General features: G+C 58.7%; 10 protein-coding genes and 4 pseudogenes. 3 read left to right on the top strand and 11 right to left on the bottom strand.

What is annotated here, in order from left to right:
- Positions 1 to 4: 4 nt before the first annotated feature.
- Together VDP79_RS07745 and mutS are read right to left on the bottom strand one after the other, a co-directional pair.
- Positions 5 to 1,210: a JmjC domain-containing protein gene (locus VDP79_RS07745; RefSeq protein WP_323017640.1), complete on the bottom strand. Its 1,206-nt coding sequence runs from the start codon at positions 1,208 to 1,210 to the stop codon at positions 5 to 7.
- Positions 1,211 to 1,300: 90 nt separating this feature from the next.
- Complete coding sequence (gene mutS, locus VDP79_RS07740) at positions 1,301 to 3,895, bottom strand: DNA mismatch repair protein MutS (RefSeq protein ID WP_323017639.1); 2,595 nt, start codon at positions 3,893 to 3,895, stop codon at positions 1,301 to 1,303.
- 381 nt (positions 3,896 to 4,276) lie between these two features.
- On the opposite strand from mutS, the pseudogene VDP79_RS07735 reads away from it, so the two are divergent.
- A pseudogene (locus VDP79_RS07735) lies at positions 4,277 to 5,044 on the top strand (IS256 family transposase); the annotation flags it as partial.
- A 41-nt stretch (positions 5,045 to 5,085) separates the two neighbouring features.
- Here the strand turns inward: VDP79_RS07735 and VDP79_RS07730 are convergent.
- From VDP79_RS07730 to VDP79_RS07715, 4 genes are all read right to left on the bottom strand, one after another.
- On the bottom strand, positions 5,086 to 5,427 hold the full coding sequence (locus tag VDP79_RS07730; protein ID WP_217086259.1) for a DUF3024 domain-containing protein: 342 nt from the start codon (positions 5,425 to 5,427) through the stop codon (positions 5,086 to 5,088).
- A gap of 74 nt (positions 5,428 to 5,501) precedes the next feature.
- Positions 5,502 to 7,040 carry an IS66 family transposase gene (gene tnpC / locus VDP79_RS07725; protein WP_416233073.1) on the bottom strand — a complete coding sequence of 513 codons (1,539 nt, stop codon included), beginning with the start codon at positions 7,038 to 7,040 and terminating at the stop codon, positions 5,502 to 5,504.
- 77 nt (positions 7,041 to 7,117) lie between these two features.
- Positions 7,118 to 7,450 carry an IS66 family insertion sequence element accessory protein TnpB gene (tnpB, locus tag VDP79_RS07720; RefSeq protein WP_217086257.1) on the bottom strand — a complete coding sequence of 111 codons (333 nt, stop codon included), beginning with the start codon at positions 7,448 to 7,450 and terminating at the stop codon, positions 7,118 to 7,120.
- Positions 7,447 to 7,866, bottom strand: coding sequence for a transposase (locus tag VDP79_RS07715; RefSeq protein ID WP_217086256.1), 420 nt, complete (start codon positions 7,864 to 7,866; stop codon positions 7,447 to 7,449). The genes tnpB and VDP79_RS07715 overlap by 4 nt, the downstream gene beginning before the upstream one ends.
- Positions 7,867 to 7,948: 82 nt before the next feature.
- Between VDP79_RS07715 and VDP79_RS07710 the strand changes: the two are divergent.
- Positions 7,949 to 8,464, top strand: a pseudogene (locus VDP79_RS07710) (IS256 family transposase); the annotation flags it as partial.
- Between the two features lie 171 nt (positions 8,465 to 8,635).
- Here the strand turns inward: VDP79_RS07710 and VDP79_RS07705 are convergent.
- Both VDP79_RS07705 and VDP79_RS07700 read right to left on the bottom strand, forming a co-directional pair.
- A complete protein-coding gene (locus VDP79_RS07705) occupies positions 8,636 to 11,038 on the bottom strand; it encodes a hypothetical protein (RefSeq protein ID WP_323017638.1) in 2,403 nt (800 codons plus the stop codon).
- A gap of 247 nt (positions 11,039 to 11,285) precedes the next feature.
- Positions 11,286 to 11,911, bottom strand: a pseudogene (locus VDP79_RS07700) (tyrosine-type recombinase/integrase).
- A gap of 199 nt (positions 11,912 to 12,110) precedes the next feature.
- Between VDP79_RS07700 and VDP79_RS07695 the strand changes: the two are divergent.
- The gene (locus VDP79_RS07695) at positions 12,111 to 13,061 is read left to right on the top strand and encodes a hypothetical protein (protein WP_323017637.1); all 951 of its coding nucleotides are present in this window, start codon (positions 12,111 to 12,113) and stop codon (positions 13,059 to 13,061) included.
- 144 nt (positions 13,062 to 13,205) lie between these two features.
- Here the strand turns inward: VDP79_RS07695 and VDP79_RS07690 are convergent.
- The 3 genes and pseudogenes from VDP79_RS07690 to VDP79_RS07680 all read right to left on the bottom strand — a co-directional run.
- Positions 13,206 to 13,445 (bottom strand): annotated as a pseudogene (locus VDP79_RS07690) (HigA family addiction module antitoxin); the annotation flags it as partial.
- Between the two features lie 1,321 nt (positions 13,446 to 14,766).
- Entirely contained in the window at positions 14,767 to 15,330 is a 564-nt protein-coding gene (locus tag VDP79_RS07685; RefSeq protein ID WP_323017636.1) for a hypothetical protein, read from the bottom strand.
- Between the two features lie 172 nt (positions 15,331 to 15,502).
- The gene (locus VDP79_RS07680) at positions 15,503 to 16,228 is read right to left on the bottom strand and encodes a hypothetical protein (protein WP_323017635.1); all 726 of its coding nucleotides are present in this window, start codon (positions 16,226 to 16,228) and stop codon (positions 15,503 to 15,505) included.
- Between the last annotated feature and the right edge of the window lie 115 nt (positions 16,229 to 16,343).

The raw sequence follows: 16,343 nt of genomic DNA, 5'->3' as shown, positions 1-16,343 counted from the left end.
GCGATCAGTCGTCCGTCCAGTGCACCCAGCCTTCCTGCAGCCATTCGTCCAGCAAGGCCAGGGTCGTTGGGGCCAGACCCTGCAGTTCGGCGGCGGGCAGGCTGCGCTGGTCTGCCAGGGCCGCCAGCGCGGGCTCGCATGCCTGTTCGGCGACTTCGCCATTGATGAATAATTGCGCGCCGCTGTACATCAGGCGGGTGCAGCGGTCCAGCGTCAAATGGCCGGTTTCGGGTACTGCAGCCGCCAGGGAAACCGACACATCCGCCGGATCGAACAAGGCGTTATCCGGCAACGAGGTCAACCATTGGCCCAGGAAACGGGCGGCGACGGCCTGATCCAGGCGGACACGCTGCAAGGTGTCCAGCGTGGCCTGGACCAGCTGATCGGGCAGGGCCGCCGGCTGGCGCGTGGCGGGGATATCCGCGTCGGTGTACAGGGCCGACAGATCCGGGCCCGGCAGGCAGGGATGTCCGTACAGCCCCGGATCGCCCAGGTGCTGCGCCGACAGCTGATCCGCCGCCGATTCCAGCAGGCCGCGGGCCAGGGTGGCCTGGCTGGGAACGCGAAAGCCGATGGACAGCGTCATGCAGCCGTTGCCGACCGCCACGCCGTCATGGCACACATGCGGGGGCAGATAGAGCATGTCGCCCGGTTCCAGGATGTCATCGGCATCCGGCTGGAAGTCGGCCAGGATCTTCAGGGGCAGGTCCGGGACCAGAGCGCGGTCTGCCTGATTGCTGGTGCGCCAGCGCCGCCGTCCCAAGCCCTGCAGCAGGAACACATCGTAGCTGTCGACGTGCGGTCCGACACCGCCGCCGTCCGTGGCGATGCTGACCATCAGGTCGTCCAGCCGGGCGTCGGAAATAAAGCGGAACTGCCGCAACAGGGCGGCGGATTCGTCGTCGTGCAGGTCCACGCCCTGCACCAGCAGCGTCCATTTGGGCTGTGAGGCGGGCGGAAAGCCGCGAAACGGGCCGTGCTTCAGCGACCAGCCTTTATCGCCGTGCGTGATCAGGCGGGACTCGACTTCTTCACGCCGGGCCAGGGTCTGCACATCGCGGATCGTGACCGAAGGCTGGAAACCGGGGATAGCCTGGCGGATCAGCAGCGGTTTTTTCTGCCAGTAATCGCGCATGAATTCACGTGGCGTCAGGCCCCCCAGCAAAGGGGTGGGCTGATCGATATCGGGGGTGGGGTAGGCGCGAGACATGGCGGGGTGTCCTGGCAAAGCCTGTAGCGGCGCCCAAGCGCCGCTACAGAGAAATCGGGTAGAACCAGTGTAGGGGCTGGCCGTTGAAAATCAAAGGAAATCGCGGCGCAGCTGGTAGACCAGTTCCAGCGCCTCGCGGGGGCTGAGCGTGTCCGGGTCCAGGGCCTGCAGGGCGGTTTTCAGGGGCGCGTCGGGGTGGCTGTCTTCTTCCTCGACCTGCTGGATGAACAGCGATAGCTGTGAATCCGCGCGATTGCGGGCTTCCAGCTCGGCCAGTTCCTTGCGGGCATGGCGGATCACCACCGGCGGGATGCCGGCGCGCTGCGCCACGTGCAGACCGTAGCTTTGGCTGGCCGGACCGGGGCGCACTTCGTGCAGGAAGACAACCCCGTCGGGCGCGTCGGCGGCAGCCAGGTGCACATTGGATACCCCGTGCGTTTTTTCCGGCAAGCGGGTGATTTCGAAATAGTGGGTGGCAAACAGCGTCAGCGCCCGGTTGTGCGTCAGCAGCCGGTAGGCGATGGCCCAGGCCAGCGCCAGACCGTCGTAGGTGGATGTGCCGCGCCCGATTTCGTCCATCAGCACCAGGCTGTGCGGCGTGGCCGCCGCCAGAATGACGCCGGCTTCCATCATTTCCATCATGAAGGTCGAACGCCCGCCCGCCAGGTCGTCGGCTGCCCCGATCCGGGTAAAGATGCGATCGACCGGGCCGATGCGGGCGTGGCTGGCCGGCACGTAACTGCCCATGCGGGCCAGCAGTGCGATCAGCGCCACCTGACGCATATAAGTGGATTTGCCGCCCATGTTCGGCCCGGTGATCAGCAGCATGCGGCGTTCTTCCTGCATGCGGCAGTCATTGGGCGTAAAGGCCTCGATGCTGTGTTCCACCACCGGGTGGCGGCCGGCGTCGATGTCCAGGCAGACGTCCTCGCACAGTTCCGGGGCTGTCCAGCCGTGGCTGCGGGCGTGGTGCGCCAGCGCCGCCAGCGCGTCGATGCGGGCCAGAGCTGCTGCACTGGCGGCCAGGGCCGTGGCGTGGCCGGCGGCCTGTTCCAGCATCTGCTCGAACAGCAGTTTTTCACGGGCCAGGCCACGTTCGCGGGCCGATAGCACCTTGTCTTCCCAGGCTTTCAGTTCGGGGGTGATGTAGCGTTCGGCGTTTTTCAGCGTCTGGCGGCGGCGGTAATCGTCGGGGACCTTGTCGGCCTGGCCGCGCGTGACCTCGATGAAAAAGCCGTGCACGCGGTTGTATTCCACCCGCAGATTGGCGATGCCGGTGCGTTCGCGTTCGCGGGTTTCCATTTCCAGCAGGAATGCGCCGTTGTCCCCGGCCAGCTGGCGCAGCGTGTCCAGTTCCGCGTCGTAGCCATCGGCGATCACGCCGCCGTCGCGGATCATCAGCGCCGGTTCGGGGGCGATGGCCTGGGCCAGCAAGGCGGCAAGCGCCGCATCCACCGGGACCGTCTGCAGGCTGTCGGCCAGCAGGCCGGTGGCCTGGAAGCTGTCCAGCGCCTGGGCGGACAAGGGGGCAAGCGACCCCAGGGCGTCGCGCAGGCTGGCCAGTTCGCGCGGGCGGATCGTCCCCAGCGCCAGCCGGGTCGCCATCCGTTCCAGATCGGGCAGGGCGCGCAGGCTGTCGCGCAGCGTGTGCAGCGCCTGGTCTGCATCGGCTGCTTGCAGCATCTGGGTGATCGCGTCCTGGCGCGCCTGCGCCTGCGGATTGTGGCGCAGCGGCGCCTGCAGCCAGCGGCGCAGCTGGCGGCTGCCCATGGGTGTGCGGGCATGGTCCAGCGTGCTGAATAGCGTCGGCCCCTCGCCGCCGTTCAGCGATTCCGTGATTTCCAGATTGCGCCGCGTCGCCGGGTCCAGCACCACATAGTCGCCGCCCGCATCCACCGCCAGGCTGTGAACGTGGCCCAGCGTTTGCGACTGCGTCGCGCCAACATAGCGCAGCAGGGCGCCTGCTGCGCAGGTCGCCAGCGGCAGGTGATCCAGTCCGAAGGCCCCCACATCCGCCACCCCGAAATGCCGCAGCAGCGTGTCGCGCGCGCCGTCGGCCTCGAAATGCCAGTCAGGCACCCGGCTGACCGTGGTGTCCAGACCGGAGGATTCCAGCGCCTGGATATCCGCCTGTTCCGCGCAGACCAGTTCCGCCGGGGCGATGCGCCCCAGTTCCGTATCCAGCAGTTCCGGCGTGCATTCGCAGGTCTTGAATTCGCCATTGGCCAGGTTCATCCAGGCCAGGCCGATCTGGTCCTTGCCGTGGCTGCGTCCCGTCATCCAGGCGGCGATCACGCGGTCTTCGCGGGCGGGCAGCAGGGCCTCGTCCGTCAGCGTGCCGGGCGTGACCACCCGCACGATCTTGCGTTCCACCGGCCCCTTGCTGGCCGCCGGGTCGCCCACCTGTTCGCAAATGGCAATGGATTCCCCCAGCGCCACCAGCCGCGCCAGATAGCCTTCCATGGCGTGATGCGGCACCCCGGCCATCGGGATCGGCTCGCCATTGGACGTGCCGCGTTTGGTCAGCGTCAGGTTCAGCAGCCGCGCCCCGCGTTCCGCATCGTCGTAGAACATCTCGTAGAAGTCCCCCATGCGGTAGAACAGCAGATGCGAGCCCGCCTGGGCTTTCAGCGTCAAATATTGCTGCATCATGGGGGTGTGGCCGGAGAGGTCTGGGGTGGTCATGCGGGGATCTGTCTGCGTGGATTGAGGAGGGCAGACGGTATTATCGTTCATGGAGAGGGTGGGGTGTTTCTGCTACCTTCTGTGCGGTAGAAGGGGCTGTGGCCGCTGCGGGCTGCGTGGTCTTGGGAAGGGGACACGATGAGTTTTCTGGTCTGTGGATGGAAACAGTATCGTCTCATTGTGTTTGGTGTGGAGGGCTGTTTACGACCCGAAGCGGCCGTTAAATATTGTGGGAGGCTGTTGCTCTACGTGTTGGACCTTGGCCTGTCTCAGTGATTTCAGCGAATGATTAGAGCCATTTGTTAGTTCTAATTGAACTCGTACCGAGAGTGTCCAGAATTTTGTGGGCGAGGCATAACATGAGAGAAAACGATCATGGATATGCCCGTGAAACACAAGAAGCCATCTATTGCGGCCCAGGCGGCCGCCCGTACGGCCCGATTTCCGAAGCTGCCTGAGCATTTGCTGGACGGCCTGGTCGAAGGTCCGATGTCGGCCATGGAGGTCGAGGATCTGATTGATGCCTTTGGCAAGGCGGTGATCGAGCGGGCCATGGCTGGCGAGATGAACGCCCACCTTGGCTACCGTGCCGGCGAAGACAAGCCGGCCCAACAAGCCGACGAACGCAACGGCGTGAGCGCCAAGACGCTGTTGACCAAACACGGCTCGATGCGTGTTCAGTTGCCCCGCGACCGGGACGGTACCTTCGAGCCGGTCTTGATCCCCAAGCATGAGCGCCATTTCGCCGGGTTCGATGAACGCATCATCGCCCTGTACGCCCGAGGCATGAGCGTGCGCGAGATCCAGGCATTCCTGGCTGAGACCTATGGCACGGATGTCTCGCCCGAGCTCATCAGCGAGGTCACTGACGAGGTCATGACCGAGACGGTGGCCTGGCAGAATCGGCCCCTGGAGCGCATGTACCCGGTCGTGTTCTTCGATGCCCTGCGCGTGAAGATCCGCACCGACGGGCTGGTGGCCAACAAGGCGGTCTACCTGGCCCTGGGGATCGACGCTAACGGGGAGCGTGACGTGCTGGGGCTGTGGATTGAGCAGACCGAAGGTTCGAAGTTCTGGCTCAAGGTCTTCAACGAGCTCAAGAACCGGGGCTGCCAGGACATTCTGATTGCCGTGGTCGATGGTTTAAAGGTTAGCGTCCGGCGAACACATCTTGAGGCTCTAGCCGACGCTTAACCCCAGAAGCAGCCGTAGGGATCCGCATCGATCTCTTCAAGCACTTTATCCAAGGTCCGTGCTGTAGCCAGAGGTTCATAGCTGTGCCACCGAAGGTCAGCTCGCATCCAGAAGACTTTCCAAGCCCTTTGTGTTTTGACCCACGTCGCCTTTGCGACGGGCTCGATCATCCGCGAACCATCGTATAACCGGCGATCCTCATGGACGATGATGGATTGGTTTTCAATGGAGTAGCCAATATCCAATTCATTCCGGATTTCTGGACGAGGACGGCGGCGTGCAATATAGGCAGTCATGGTGCGATTCACCCCTGCAAGCTCCAATTCACTCAATGCCATGACTTTCCTCCGGTGTTGGTACGGCAGCGATGCCGGTAGGTGGGTCAGATTTCAACCGACGCAGATCAACAGCGTCACACAGCCTGCCAGCGATGCGGCAACAATTCCCCGATCCGGCTGTTCGGATGCGTGGGCAGGCGTGTGAGCACGTCCTTCAGATAGGCATACGGATCATGGCCATTGAGTTTGGCCGACTGCACCAGACTCATGACCGCCGCCGCCCGTTTGCCGGCGCGCAAGGACCCTGCGAACAGCCAATTGTTGCGGCCCACGGCGACGGGCCGGATCTGTTGTTCGATCCGGTTGTTGTCGATGGGCAGCATCCCATCATCCAGGTAGCGCGTCAGCGCCACCCAGCGCTTCAGGCTGTAATCCAGCGCCCGGGCCGTGCCGGAACCCTCTGGCACCTTCTGGCGTTGGGCCAACATCCACTCATGGTATTTGTCGGCCAGCGGTTTGGCGACCTGCTGGCGTTGCCTCAAACGCTCCTCCAGGGACAGGTCCTTGAGTTCACGCTCGATCGCGTACAGGCCGCCGATGGACTCCAGCGCCTGCGCGGCCACCGGGCTCTGGCTGGCCGCGTGCAAGTCGAAGAATTTGCGCCGGGCGTGCGCCATGCAGCCCACCTCAATGATGCCCTGGGTAAAGCAGGCCTTGTAGCCAACGTAATCATCGCAGACCAGGCTGCCCGTCCAGTCGCCGAAGAACTCCCGGGCATGCGCCCCGGCACGGCCTTCGGTAAAGTCATAGACGACCGCGTTCAGGCCTTCGAAGGCGCCCGGGGTGTAGGCCCACAGATAGGCCTTGTGGGTGGCGCGGCTGCCAGGCTTGAGCAGTTTGACCGGCGTCTCGTCGGCATGCAGTACTCGGTGTGCCAGGATCTCGTCTCGCAGTGCCGCAACCAGCGGCTGCAGCGCGAAGCCGCAGGCACCGACCCACTCCGCCAGGGTTGATCGGGCGATCTTCAGCCCCGCCCGGGCAAAGATGCCTTCCTGACGGTACAGCGGCAGGTGATCAGCGTACTTGGCCACCAGCACGTGGGCCATCAGGCCAGGCGTAGCCAGGCCCTTGTCGATGACGTAAGCCGGCATCGGGGCCTGGGTAATTGTCTCGCACTGAGGACAGGCCAGGATCGGGCGCACATGACGCTCGACCGTAAAGGTGCCAGGCGTGTAGTCCAGCTTCTCGCTAACCTCGTCACGCACGAACTTCAGCTGGCAACCGCAAGTGCAGTTCATTCTGTGCGGTTCGTGACGGATCTCGACGCGGGGCAGCTCAGGCGGCAAGGCGGCGCGCTTGGGTTGATCCTTAGGGGGCGTGAGCGGATCGGCCTTGGGGTTCAAGGCCGCCAGTTGGGCCTCGATCTCGACCAGATCCTCGTCAACGGCTTCCTCCAGCAGGCTGCCCTGCACACCGGGCGGCAGTTGCTCGCCGCGCTTGCCGAACCGGAAACGGCGCAGGGCCGCGATCTCGAAGGTCAGCTTCTCGTTGAGCGTCTTGGTGGCGCTGAGTTCCTGCTGCGTGCGCCCGAGCGTGTGCATCAGACTGGCCGCCAGTTCGCGCAATTGCGCGGCGTCCATGTCCTGCAGTGAGTCGGGTGCAACGGCTGTCATGGCGGGCAGTATGCCAGCAGGTGCTGCATCGCACCATCGGCATCAGCCCCGATTGCACAGCCTGAGCCGGTGCTACCTTAGATGCAGTCGATGACGCCGGCATCGCCCAGGCGTTGCCAGGGCAGGCCCAGCACCAGAGCGCTGGCCTGCTCGTCGGTGAGCGTCAGGTGTGTGCCGCCTGGCGTGGGCCAGACGAACCTGCCCTGGTTCAGACGTCTGGTCGCCAGCCACACGCCGACGCCATCGTGCATCAACACCTTGATGCGTGTGGCGCGGCGGTTGGCAAAGACATAGGCATGATGCGGGTGTGCGGCCCCGAACACGCGCACCACCCGGGCCAGGGTCGTATCCAGGCCTGCACGCATGTCCATGGGATCGACGGCCAGCCAGATCCGGTCAATGCGGATCATGCCAGGACCAGGCGTGCCCACTGGGCCAACGCCTGGTGTTCAGCCATCGGCCAGTCCAGCGTGAGGGTCAGGCCTCGGCCACTGAGCGTGAGCGGGATACGGGCCTCGGGCTGTGACGGTTGTGTGGACAGCCGTTCGGTGGCGACCGTCCGGACTGGCACGAAGGGTAGCCAGTTCGCGGGCGCGGGCGCTAGCTCGGTGCGATCCCCAGCGGACTGGGCATCGGCATCATGCAAGCCCAGACGTTCGTGCTCGATGACCCAACGGCGCAAGACGTTGGGGTTCAGGTCATGTTCGATGGCCACCGCCGCCAGGGAGACGGCTGGGTCCATGCACTGGGCGACCAGATCGGTCTTGAACTGCGCGGTATAGGTACGGCGCCGACGGCGTGGCTTGCTGACAGGTTCTTGGTGCATACGTGTCCACGATATTTAAGCGGACACGTATGCTCTATCGGATGCTCAAACGGCTCAAGGTGCGTTCACCGGACGGATACGTTTAAAGGGCCTGCCCGAGGCCATCAACGTGGTCTTCCCGAAAACGACGGTGCAGACCTGCATCGTGCATCTGATGCGCAACAGCCTGGATGACGCCGGCTGGAAGGACCGTAAGTTGGTCGCCGCCGCCCTCAAGCCCATCTATGCCGCCGCCAATGAGCAACAGGCCAGAGAGGCGCTGGCCGCCTTCGCGGCTGGCCCTTGGGGCACGAAATATCCGACGATCGTGGCCGCCTGGGAGCGGGCCTGGGAACATGTGGTGCCGTTCTTCATCTTCCCACCCGATATCCGGCGCGTGATCTATACCACGAACGCCATCGAGAACATGAATCGGCAGCTGCGTAAAATCATCAAGAACCGGGGCCAATTCCCCAGCGACGAGGCGGCCGTCAAACTCCTATGGCTGGCGCTGCGAAACGTGCTGGCCAAGCCGTCGCGATCGGTTCATACGTGGAAAGCAGCCATGAATCAGTTCGCCATCCTGTTCGGTGAACGGTTCACCGAGGCGAGGGATTAAACGATGCCAAACCGCCCCGCCCACAAAAAATCTGACACTCCCTTGGCGTCTGCTATTGCTGAAGCGATTGAGATCCGTCCCGAGCAGCCATCTGCTAATCAGCATACTGTCGTGAGAGGCACCTGGAAGTCGTCGCGCAGCCCAACGAGCAACCCTTCGGTGACAGGCTTGTCACTCCCCCGTCTGCTCCGACGAGGTAGCCCTCGCGTCCAACGTCAGCGTGTCAAACAAGTTGGTTGCAGCACGCCGTGCTAGGACGTCATAGGGGTAATGCGGGTGCTTCATGTTCACACCGATGGCCGCAACACCGCGCGCGTCAGCATTGGCATCGCTCCCAATTGCCTCGCTAAGTATGGAATCTCTCTGCGCCTTGTCATCCACGACATAGGGGTAACCCACGACAACGTAGCGTCGTCGCGTAGGCCCTGTCTCCCAGACTACCCAGTTGTGGGATCGACTTGCCGTGCCCTCCTGAACCCGCCTTGCCAAATTTTTGAACTCAACCTCGAATTTCTCCTGGTCCTCCTTTGTCGTGTTGAGCAAGATGAATCCGGTCTCAAGCCAGCCTTCGAACCTTGTCTCGCTCACCCGATTCAGGATCGCGTCCCACCAGTCTGTCATCGCAAGACGGGGCTTCGGTACGGGGTGCCCTTCGCGAGATCCAACGAAGTATGGGTCCAACTCTTTGGACTTCAACGCCATGTTCAAAACGATGTCTTGGCTGTACTCCGTGTCCCCAATGTTAAAGCCGTTGTCTAAGTAGAAGCCAAGCAGGTCAAGCTCATCTCCTTCGTAGTCCATATGTGCCTCGAATTCGCGCCGGCGCGATAGGTAGTGCACCTTCTCTACCTCGCGTGTAAGCAGCTCGAACACCGACTCAAGATCAGTGATGTTGATTGACGGCGCCAGATCCTCCAACTTTTTGTCGACGATGCCGGCGGCGATCAGCTTCTTCAGGTTGCTCGCAATAAATCCGAGATGCGAAAGCGTCACGCCGATCGGTATGTAGTGCTTGACCGCCCCGCTATCGATCTCGTTCACCACACCTCTCTTGGTTCTGAACTTGTGGACGCCAGGCTCGCTCTTCAGTCGGTCTATGAAACGAAGTGCTTGCTCTGAAGGCGACTCGATCAACTCCCTCAACGTTTCTGCCAACCGCGACGGAGCCCCGCGTCTAGCCGGATCGCTTACGGAAGCAGACTTGGCTTCAAAGACGATGGCGAACGAGTCAATGACCATAGTCAGATCGTTCTCGTAGGTTACTCCATCGCTGGTCTGCCAGGTGCTGCCCGTGAACACTTGGCCGTTTGGGAAGCCTGATCGAACGATTCGCTCGAGCTCATCCTCGAGGTAGAGCGCCTTTGACTTTGTGTACAGATCTCGCAGGCCTTTGTTTTCCCACACGAGATCTTCCAGGATGTCGAGCAACAGGTGAGGTAACACGCCCCAAACCGCAGAGAAGTAGGCTCCATCTCCAAGACTGATCAATGGGCGATTGAGTACGGGATTTGAAAGCACGAAATGCTCTTTGTTCGCGTCTGCCAAGTCACCGAAGCGAAACGAGATTTTCTCCAACAGGGCTTGCAACGCTGCCTTGTCTGTCCCCTCACCGACAAGTTCAAGCGCACGGTCAAGGGAAAACGAATAGATGTCTGCGAGCTTGAGATCAGCATGCATCATTAACATCGCCAGCAGATTCTGCCGCTTCTTAGTGGCTTGCTCCCACATCCATGACGCCTGCTCTCCTGTGATGGGCATGTTCCCTGGGAACGCGTCGTTGTATGCCGCGATAATTGCGCGGTGATCACGCTCGGTCGCGCATTTCCGAATTTTTGCAATGTGGTCGTTGAGCCGATCTTCCGTCTCTTCGGCGATCTGCAGCAGCATGCTGAAGAACTGCTGCGGCGCTACTCCGTAGGCAGCCTTAAATGCAGGTTCTACTGAATGGGCAAGATCGAGAAAGACCTTTCTCATCTGATGCATATAGGCCCAGTTGCGAACCGCCGTGGTGTGAGCCATCATCCCGGTCCGAAGCTGGTAGGCGCTGATCTCTTCATCCGATGTCAGCCCCTCTGGTATATCAAGACTCCGAAGCGACATGTGCTCGCCAAGCTCCTGCATGTGTGCCTTAAGCACTAGGAGTTCTTCACGCAGTGGCTGCATTGCAAAGCTCCTAGGCTGACAAAGTGCGAACGCTTGAAGCAACTCCAAGTAGTGATGATGGAACTCAAGCTCTCCAGTTGCCTCGGGATCAATACCCTCCGGGTGCGCCATTAGATAGAGGGCGCACATCGAAAGTACGTAGGTCGGTTCGTATTGAGTGACCCATTTGATGGTTTGCGGGTATAGGACGGAAAATTTTTCCCCCGCGTCCTTGCCGATTGATCGCATGAGATCGAGTCGTTTCTCAAGAGGCACGCCATCTTTGAGCAACTGTGGCAGCTGAAACATTTCCATCTTGGGGGCTTCCCAAGGAGCAAGACGTTTTCCTCGCTCAGCCCGCCGTCGCTTCTGTTGCTGCAACTCTTTCGCCTTCCTCTTCTTGCGCCGCTGCTCCTTGGTCGTTTTACTCATTCCTATCCATCATGTTGTGTGAATCCGACCGCTGACTGCATGACCCCAAACTTCTTAGACTCCCTGGAGCCGTTGTCTGAGTCTGAGGTGGAGGTGTGTCAGCTATCGCCAATGCAGGAGGATTTTCCTCTGACGCGGCCTCGTCGAGTAGCCGCTCCGGGCCGGATTTTTGCGCTGCCCCCAACTGTCCGGTTCTGGCCGGACAGCGACCATCTCGGCTGCTGTCCTGGTTGATTGTAAGTAAATATCACACTTCTGTCTGCTCTGCCATTTCCAGCGCGTCATCGACTTCGATACCAAGGTATCGCACCGTGCTTTCGAGCTTGGTATGACCAAGTAGCAATTGAACCGCCCTGAGATTTTTTGTACGTCGGTAAATTAATGACGCCTTTGTCCTTCGCATTGTGTGCGTGCCGTATGTGGTCGGATCTAAACCGATGGCGCTCACCCAAGCATCTACAATCCGAGCATATTGCCTAGTCGACAAGTGCAAAGATGCGTGAATCCTGCTTGAGAAAATGAAATCATCAGCGCGCAACTGTTTATAGCGTATCCACATCACCAACGATTCGCGTGTTTGCTCAGTAATTTCAAATTGCACAGGACGTTGGGTTTTCTGCTGCATAACAATCGCACGAGTTGCTACGTGTTCTCCGTGTGCGATATCTCGGACTTTTAGCTTCACTAAATCACATGAGCGAAGCTTGCTGTTGATTGCCAGGTTGAATAGAGCAAGATTACGGATGTCATTCGACAGCTGTAACCGGACGCGGATAGCCCAGATGTCCTTGAGCTTCAATGGTGCTTTTGCCCAACGAGCTTGCCCTTATTCCAAGGCTCGCGTTCTAAAGTAGCGGAGGCATTCGAAATCATGATGAACTCCTTTTTGTAGGGGAAGGAGTTTTAGTTTGCGACAATTACGAAATATCGATAACTCCTGGGTACCAAAGCGAAATCGGGACTATCCAAACCCTGGGCGCTTCTTTGGCGCGCTGAGTTCGCCGCCCGAGGCCACTCAATGCGTTGATTGGTACATACTGGTACTACCTCAAGTGGAGGAATTCTCAGACTTATGGATATAGTCTTTCTGGACCAGAACAAGTGGATCGAGCTGGCGCAGGTGCATAGCGGGCGCACTACGAGCGGCCCCATGGCCGAGCTGTTTCCTCAACTCGTTGCTGCGGTCCAAAGAAAGCGCGTCTTATTTCCTCTCTCGGTTTCGAACATCATGGAGACCGCAAAGCGCAACGACCCTGACAGCCGACGGCACGTTGCCGAGACGCAGGCCATACTCAGCCTTGGGTACGCCCACCGAAGTCGAGCGGGCCGGATGGCCGTAGAGCTGCGCGCGGCCATTCAACGGCGATTCGGTGTGGAGCCGGTTGCCATGCCGCCCAATTGGGCGTTCGCCCCAGGCTTTATGCAGGCCTTCGAACCCATGGATGAGCTGATGGCGATGCCGGAAGAGCTGGCACGCGTGCGGGATCTGAATTCCCTCACGCACCCGGCAGCGCTATACCTCGACTTCATGGTCAACCAAGACGACATCCGTCGACGAAAGGCCATTGCAACATTGACCCAAGGACTCGCCGCGCTGGTCGTTCGCATCGAAAGCAGGCGCGAGCGCTTTGCCAACAAGTCCATCGATTTTCGACGTCGGGCTTACGCAGCGCAGTCTTGGGCGGAGAACCTCAACATCCTCAACCAAACGGTGGCTGCACTTGGCTATTCTTTCGACCAGTTGAGGGCTCTCGGAGACCAAGCCATGCGAGCACTGTTAGAAGACGTTCCGACGATGAATGTGGAAGTGGAAATGGCCGCACGCCTGGAATCCAAGACCGGCGCTCTTTCAGCGAACGACGTCCTTGACATGCAATCGTTTTATACGGCGATTCCATACTCGGACCGTGTTGTCGCCGAGAAAGCCGCCATCTCACGCGCCAAGCAAGCGCGACTCGATTCGAAATATGGTGTTGCTCTGTCTCGGTCCCTGGAAGACTTGTTGGACCTTTACGTCGGCTAAGGCATCCACATCTTATTGCTGAGCGTCCTCTATTGGCAGATTGTGGCCAAAGGCAGATGGCCAAACCTGACCTAAACCGGCTGGTCGAATAGCGATAATATTGGTATGGTAGATTTCAGCCCCGATTCGTCGGAGTTTTTGCTTCTACGCGTGTTCCAACGACTGAATTTTCGCCAATACGTCCTGCATTTTTTCACGGGCGACTTCCGTATCATGCACCACCTGGGCACGCAACCAGTAGCCATCTGAAAAGCCAAAGAAACGTGCCAAGCGTAGATTCTTATCGGCAGTAAAAGCACGTAACCCTTTCACGATTTCGTTAATGCGCCGAACGGATACACCAATTTCTTTGGCTAGGCTGTACTGAGTCACCTGTCTGAGAAATGGATGTTTTAACGTTGGATATAGTCGGCGGAGCGGATGAACCCTTACCCCATATCCTCCGCCGTCTCAATAATGAGACTAGAGAGGCCGCCGGAGGGCCGATCGCGTTGTTCATTTGAGAGAGTGTTCGAACCGTCACCACCGTCCTGTGCGATAGGTACAGTGCCGAAGTAGCGTTCAAGCAGCGATGCTTTTGAAGTTTGAGCTGAAATATCGGCCTGATGCCTCTCGACATACATAAGCATTAGTCCGGGTTCTGTTGCATCGGTTATTCGCGGGGCAGGGCCTCGACCGATATTTGCACGCCTATAAGTACGCCGCCCAGTCGTTTGCAGTAGTTCCTGAATCGTTCGAGACCAATCATCCTTGGGCTTCCCCAACTGAAACGGCCTGCCGTCTTTATTAAGGAGCATGTCGCCGAGCAGACGGGCAAGGGACCGATCAGCCGTTAGTTGCTGTTTCGCAGGGCTTGCCGCCCAAGGGCACTGGTCGGCCCACGTGATTTGCTCAGGATAGGCTTGCCCATCGTGCACCAAAGCATAGCGCGAACCCTTGCCATGCTCTTTGAGGTCACGTAGTCCTGAAGTAAGGCCTCCAGTCACAAACTCAAATGGTGGCCATAGGCTGAATAGGTGAAGCTGCGCATCTGAGGAGGGAAGCCGGTGAGTGGAGTCTCTCGACATTTTTGCTTGTAGCAATATCGCGCGAGCCGAAGCGCGTCCCTTCTTAGTGTGCTGATGAACGACAAGCAAATCAGCGAGTTCGACCTGACGAGGCGGGGAACCGAACGAAACTTGCGGGTGCCCGTGGCAGAACACACCAGAGAGCCTCAAACTAACTCCCTTTGATCGGAGTAATGGCACCCATCGATCCGCCAAGTATGGTATTCCGTTTGTTACCAATGTCGCGACGTAGTCTTCTTCACGGACGGTGCTCTTGGCGAGCTGTCTGGCAAGGGAGTGTGAGTGCCAGATTGCGGAATTCGCACCTGAGTACAGGCTTTCGCATTCATGTGGTGCTAGGAGGGCTGTGAGTGGCATGATGGGCTATTTATTGTGGTGCATAGGCAGTTAATGTAGGGGAAAGTCTTGCCGTCTAGCATCAGAGCGCGCTCCCTAACATGACAGAGCCTGGCTGCGCGGAATGGTTAGCAGATTTTCCTTCACGTGATGCTGTGGTGTGGGAGAGCAACATTAACAGAATTGATAAACACACTACCGACTCCGGTCCCGATATACCAACCAGCTGCTTTCGGCACGACAGTGTGTCCGACCGCCTTTGGCCGAAAGTAGCACCTACCAAGCGGATTGCGTTGAAGGAATCATCCCTGGCATGAATCCATGTGCTCTTGAGCCTTTGTCCCATATTGGCCCATAAAGAATGCTCGATGGTTAAGCGCGTTGCTGAACTTTTCCACTTGATTAGCCTTCTCCAGAACATTAAATTCTTTAAATCCAACAAACTCCATGCCATTCTTATCGGCAGGATATCGAAACCGTTGATCATGGGTTTGACGGTGCTTAACCAGAGAGTCAGGGAACATATCTTCTTTATTAAGAACCCAATCTTCCACTAGAAAATCAAAGAAATAGAACGCACCTTTGTCGCAGTACAGCTTCTTGTATTCAGAATAGAGTTTATCTAGCCGATGATCCTTGCGCTTAATTTGCCCAGTCGCAATACCAATTGCACCTTTGAAGTAAAGCTCCAGAGCGTGGCGACAGAGGTGGGAGACAACTAAGCCTTGACCGCAATCCCCATGCGAGTCATTTTCTATCATGGCCTGCATTAACACGTTTGCAGTATCGGCGAATGCATAGGCTAGCCAAAGCATCTTCTCAGGTTCTGTGCAACCAGGCAAATCCGGTTCGATATATTTTTTCATGGCTAAAATTCATCAAAATATTGGTGGCCTCAATCTTATGACCAAATAGTTACTTCTGCGGGAGAAATTGAGGCCGTACGCTTTTGGCTGATAAAAGATTAAGCCATTCGGTCGTTAGCGACCCAAAGCGGAACTTGCCGGTTTGGAGAAGCAGACCTTTAGGAACCCGTCATTACTCTGGGCATAGCCGGTCTGCCAACCTTTGCCAAAGAGACATGTACCCCTCGAAGACATCCGGCCAGTAATGATGATCCTCCATGAGCGGAATCAGTTGCTCATCGGCATGAGTCTGATAAATAAGAAATTTTCCTGCTGAAAATCCGCGCGGCAGAGGCGAATCCGGTTTCTCACGCATAAGTCGATTCAATGCTGCCTTATATTGAGATTTCGCTTTCTCGGAATTATGTGCAACTCGATTTCGAACGATCTGAGCAAGATCGAGCCACGCAACATCTTGATCGGTTACGGCAGTAAAGACGTTGTTTGGCACAAAGTGAACGGTAGAAAGCGCCTGAACCCGCTTAAAATTGCTCCACCGCAGTTTACGTTCCGCTTCTTTTTCGTTGCTTTCACCAGCAGCAAGTAGAAGCGCATGGGTTTTGTTCTGAGCTCTCCCTGCGCGTAGACGTGGGGCATACCCATTAGGCGCTTGATAGCCGCAGAGATAGTTGAGGTAGACATCCTCGACAAAGTCCTCCCAAGCAGCGACGGCCGAGAGAAAGGCCAATCCAACCACCTTTGCTGCGACATTGGGTTGATAGGCCGTTTCGTTGAAGGACTCGCTACTGTATCGACACATTTCCCGAGCAGGGGCATAGATGCGCATTGCTGTTTCTAGGGCGCTCAGGAGTTGCTTCTTTGCTGTGGCTTGTGCACGAGAACCTCGACGGATGGTCATGTGATGGCTAACCTTCAAAATTACCGACCTCGCTCGGCTTGATGTGGACGGTCAATAACTCGAATGGTGGCTCCTGGCCGTAAGCCGCCCCAGAGGAAGGTATCACTACTCATCC

This window comes from Castellaniella sp. (genome assembly GCF_034675905.1).
In the GTDB taxonomy this organism is placed as follows: Bacteria; Pseudomonadota; Gammaproteobacteria; order Burkholderiales; family Burkholderiaceae_B; genus Castellaniella.
This window is presented reverse-complemented; position numbering and strand designations above follow the sequence as displayed.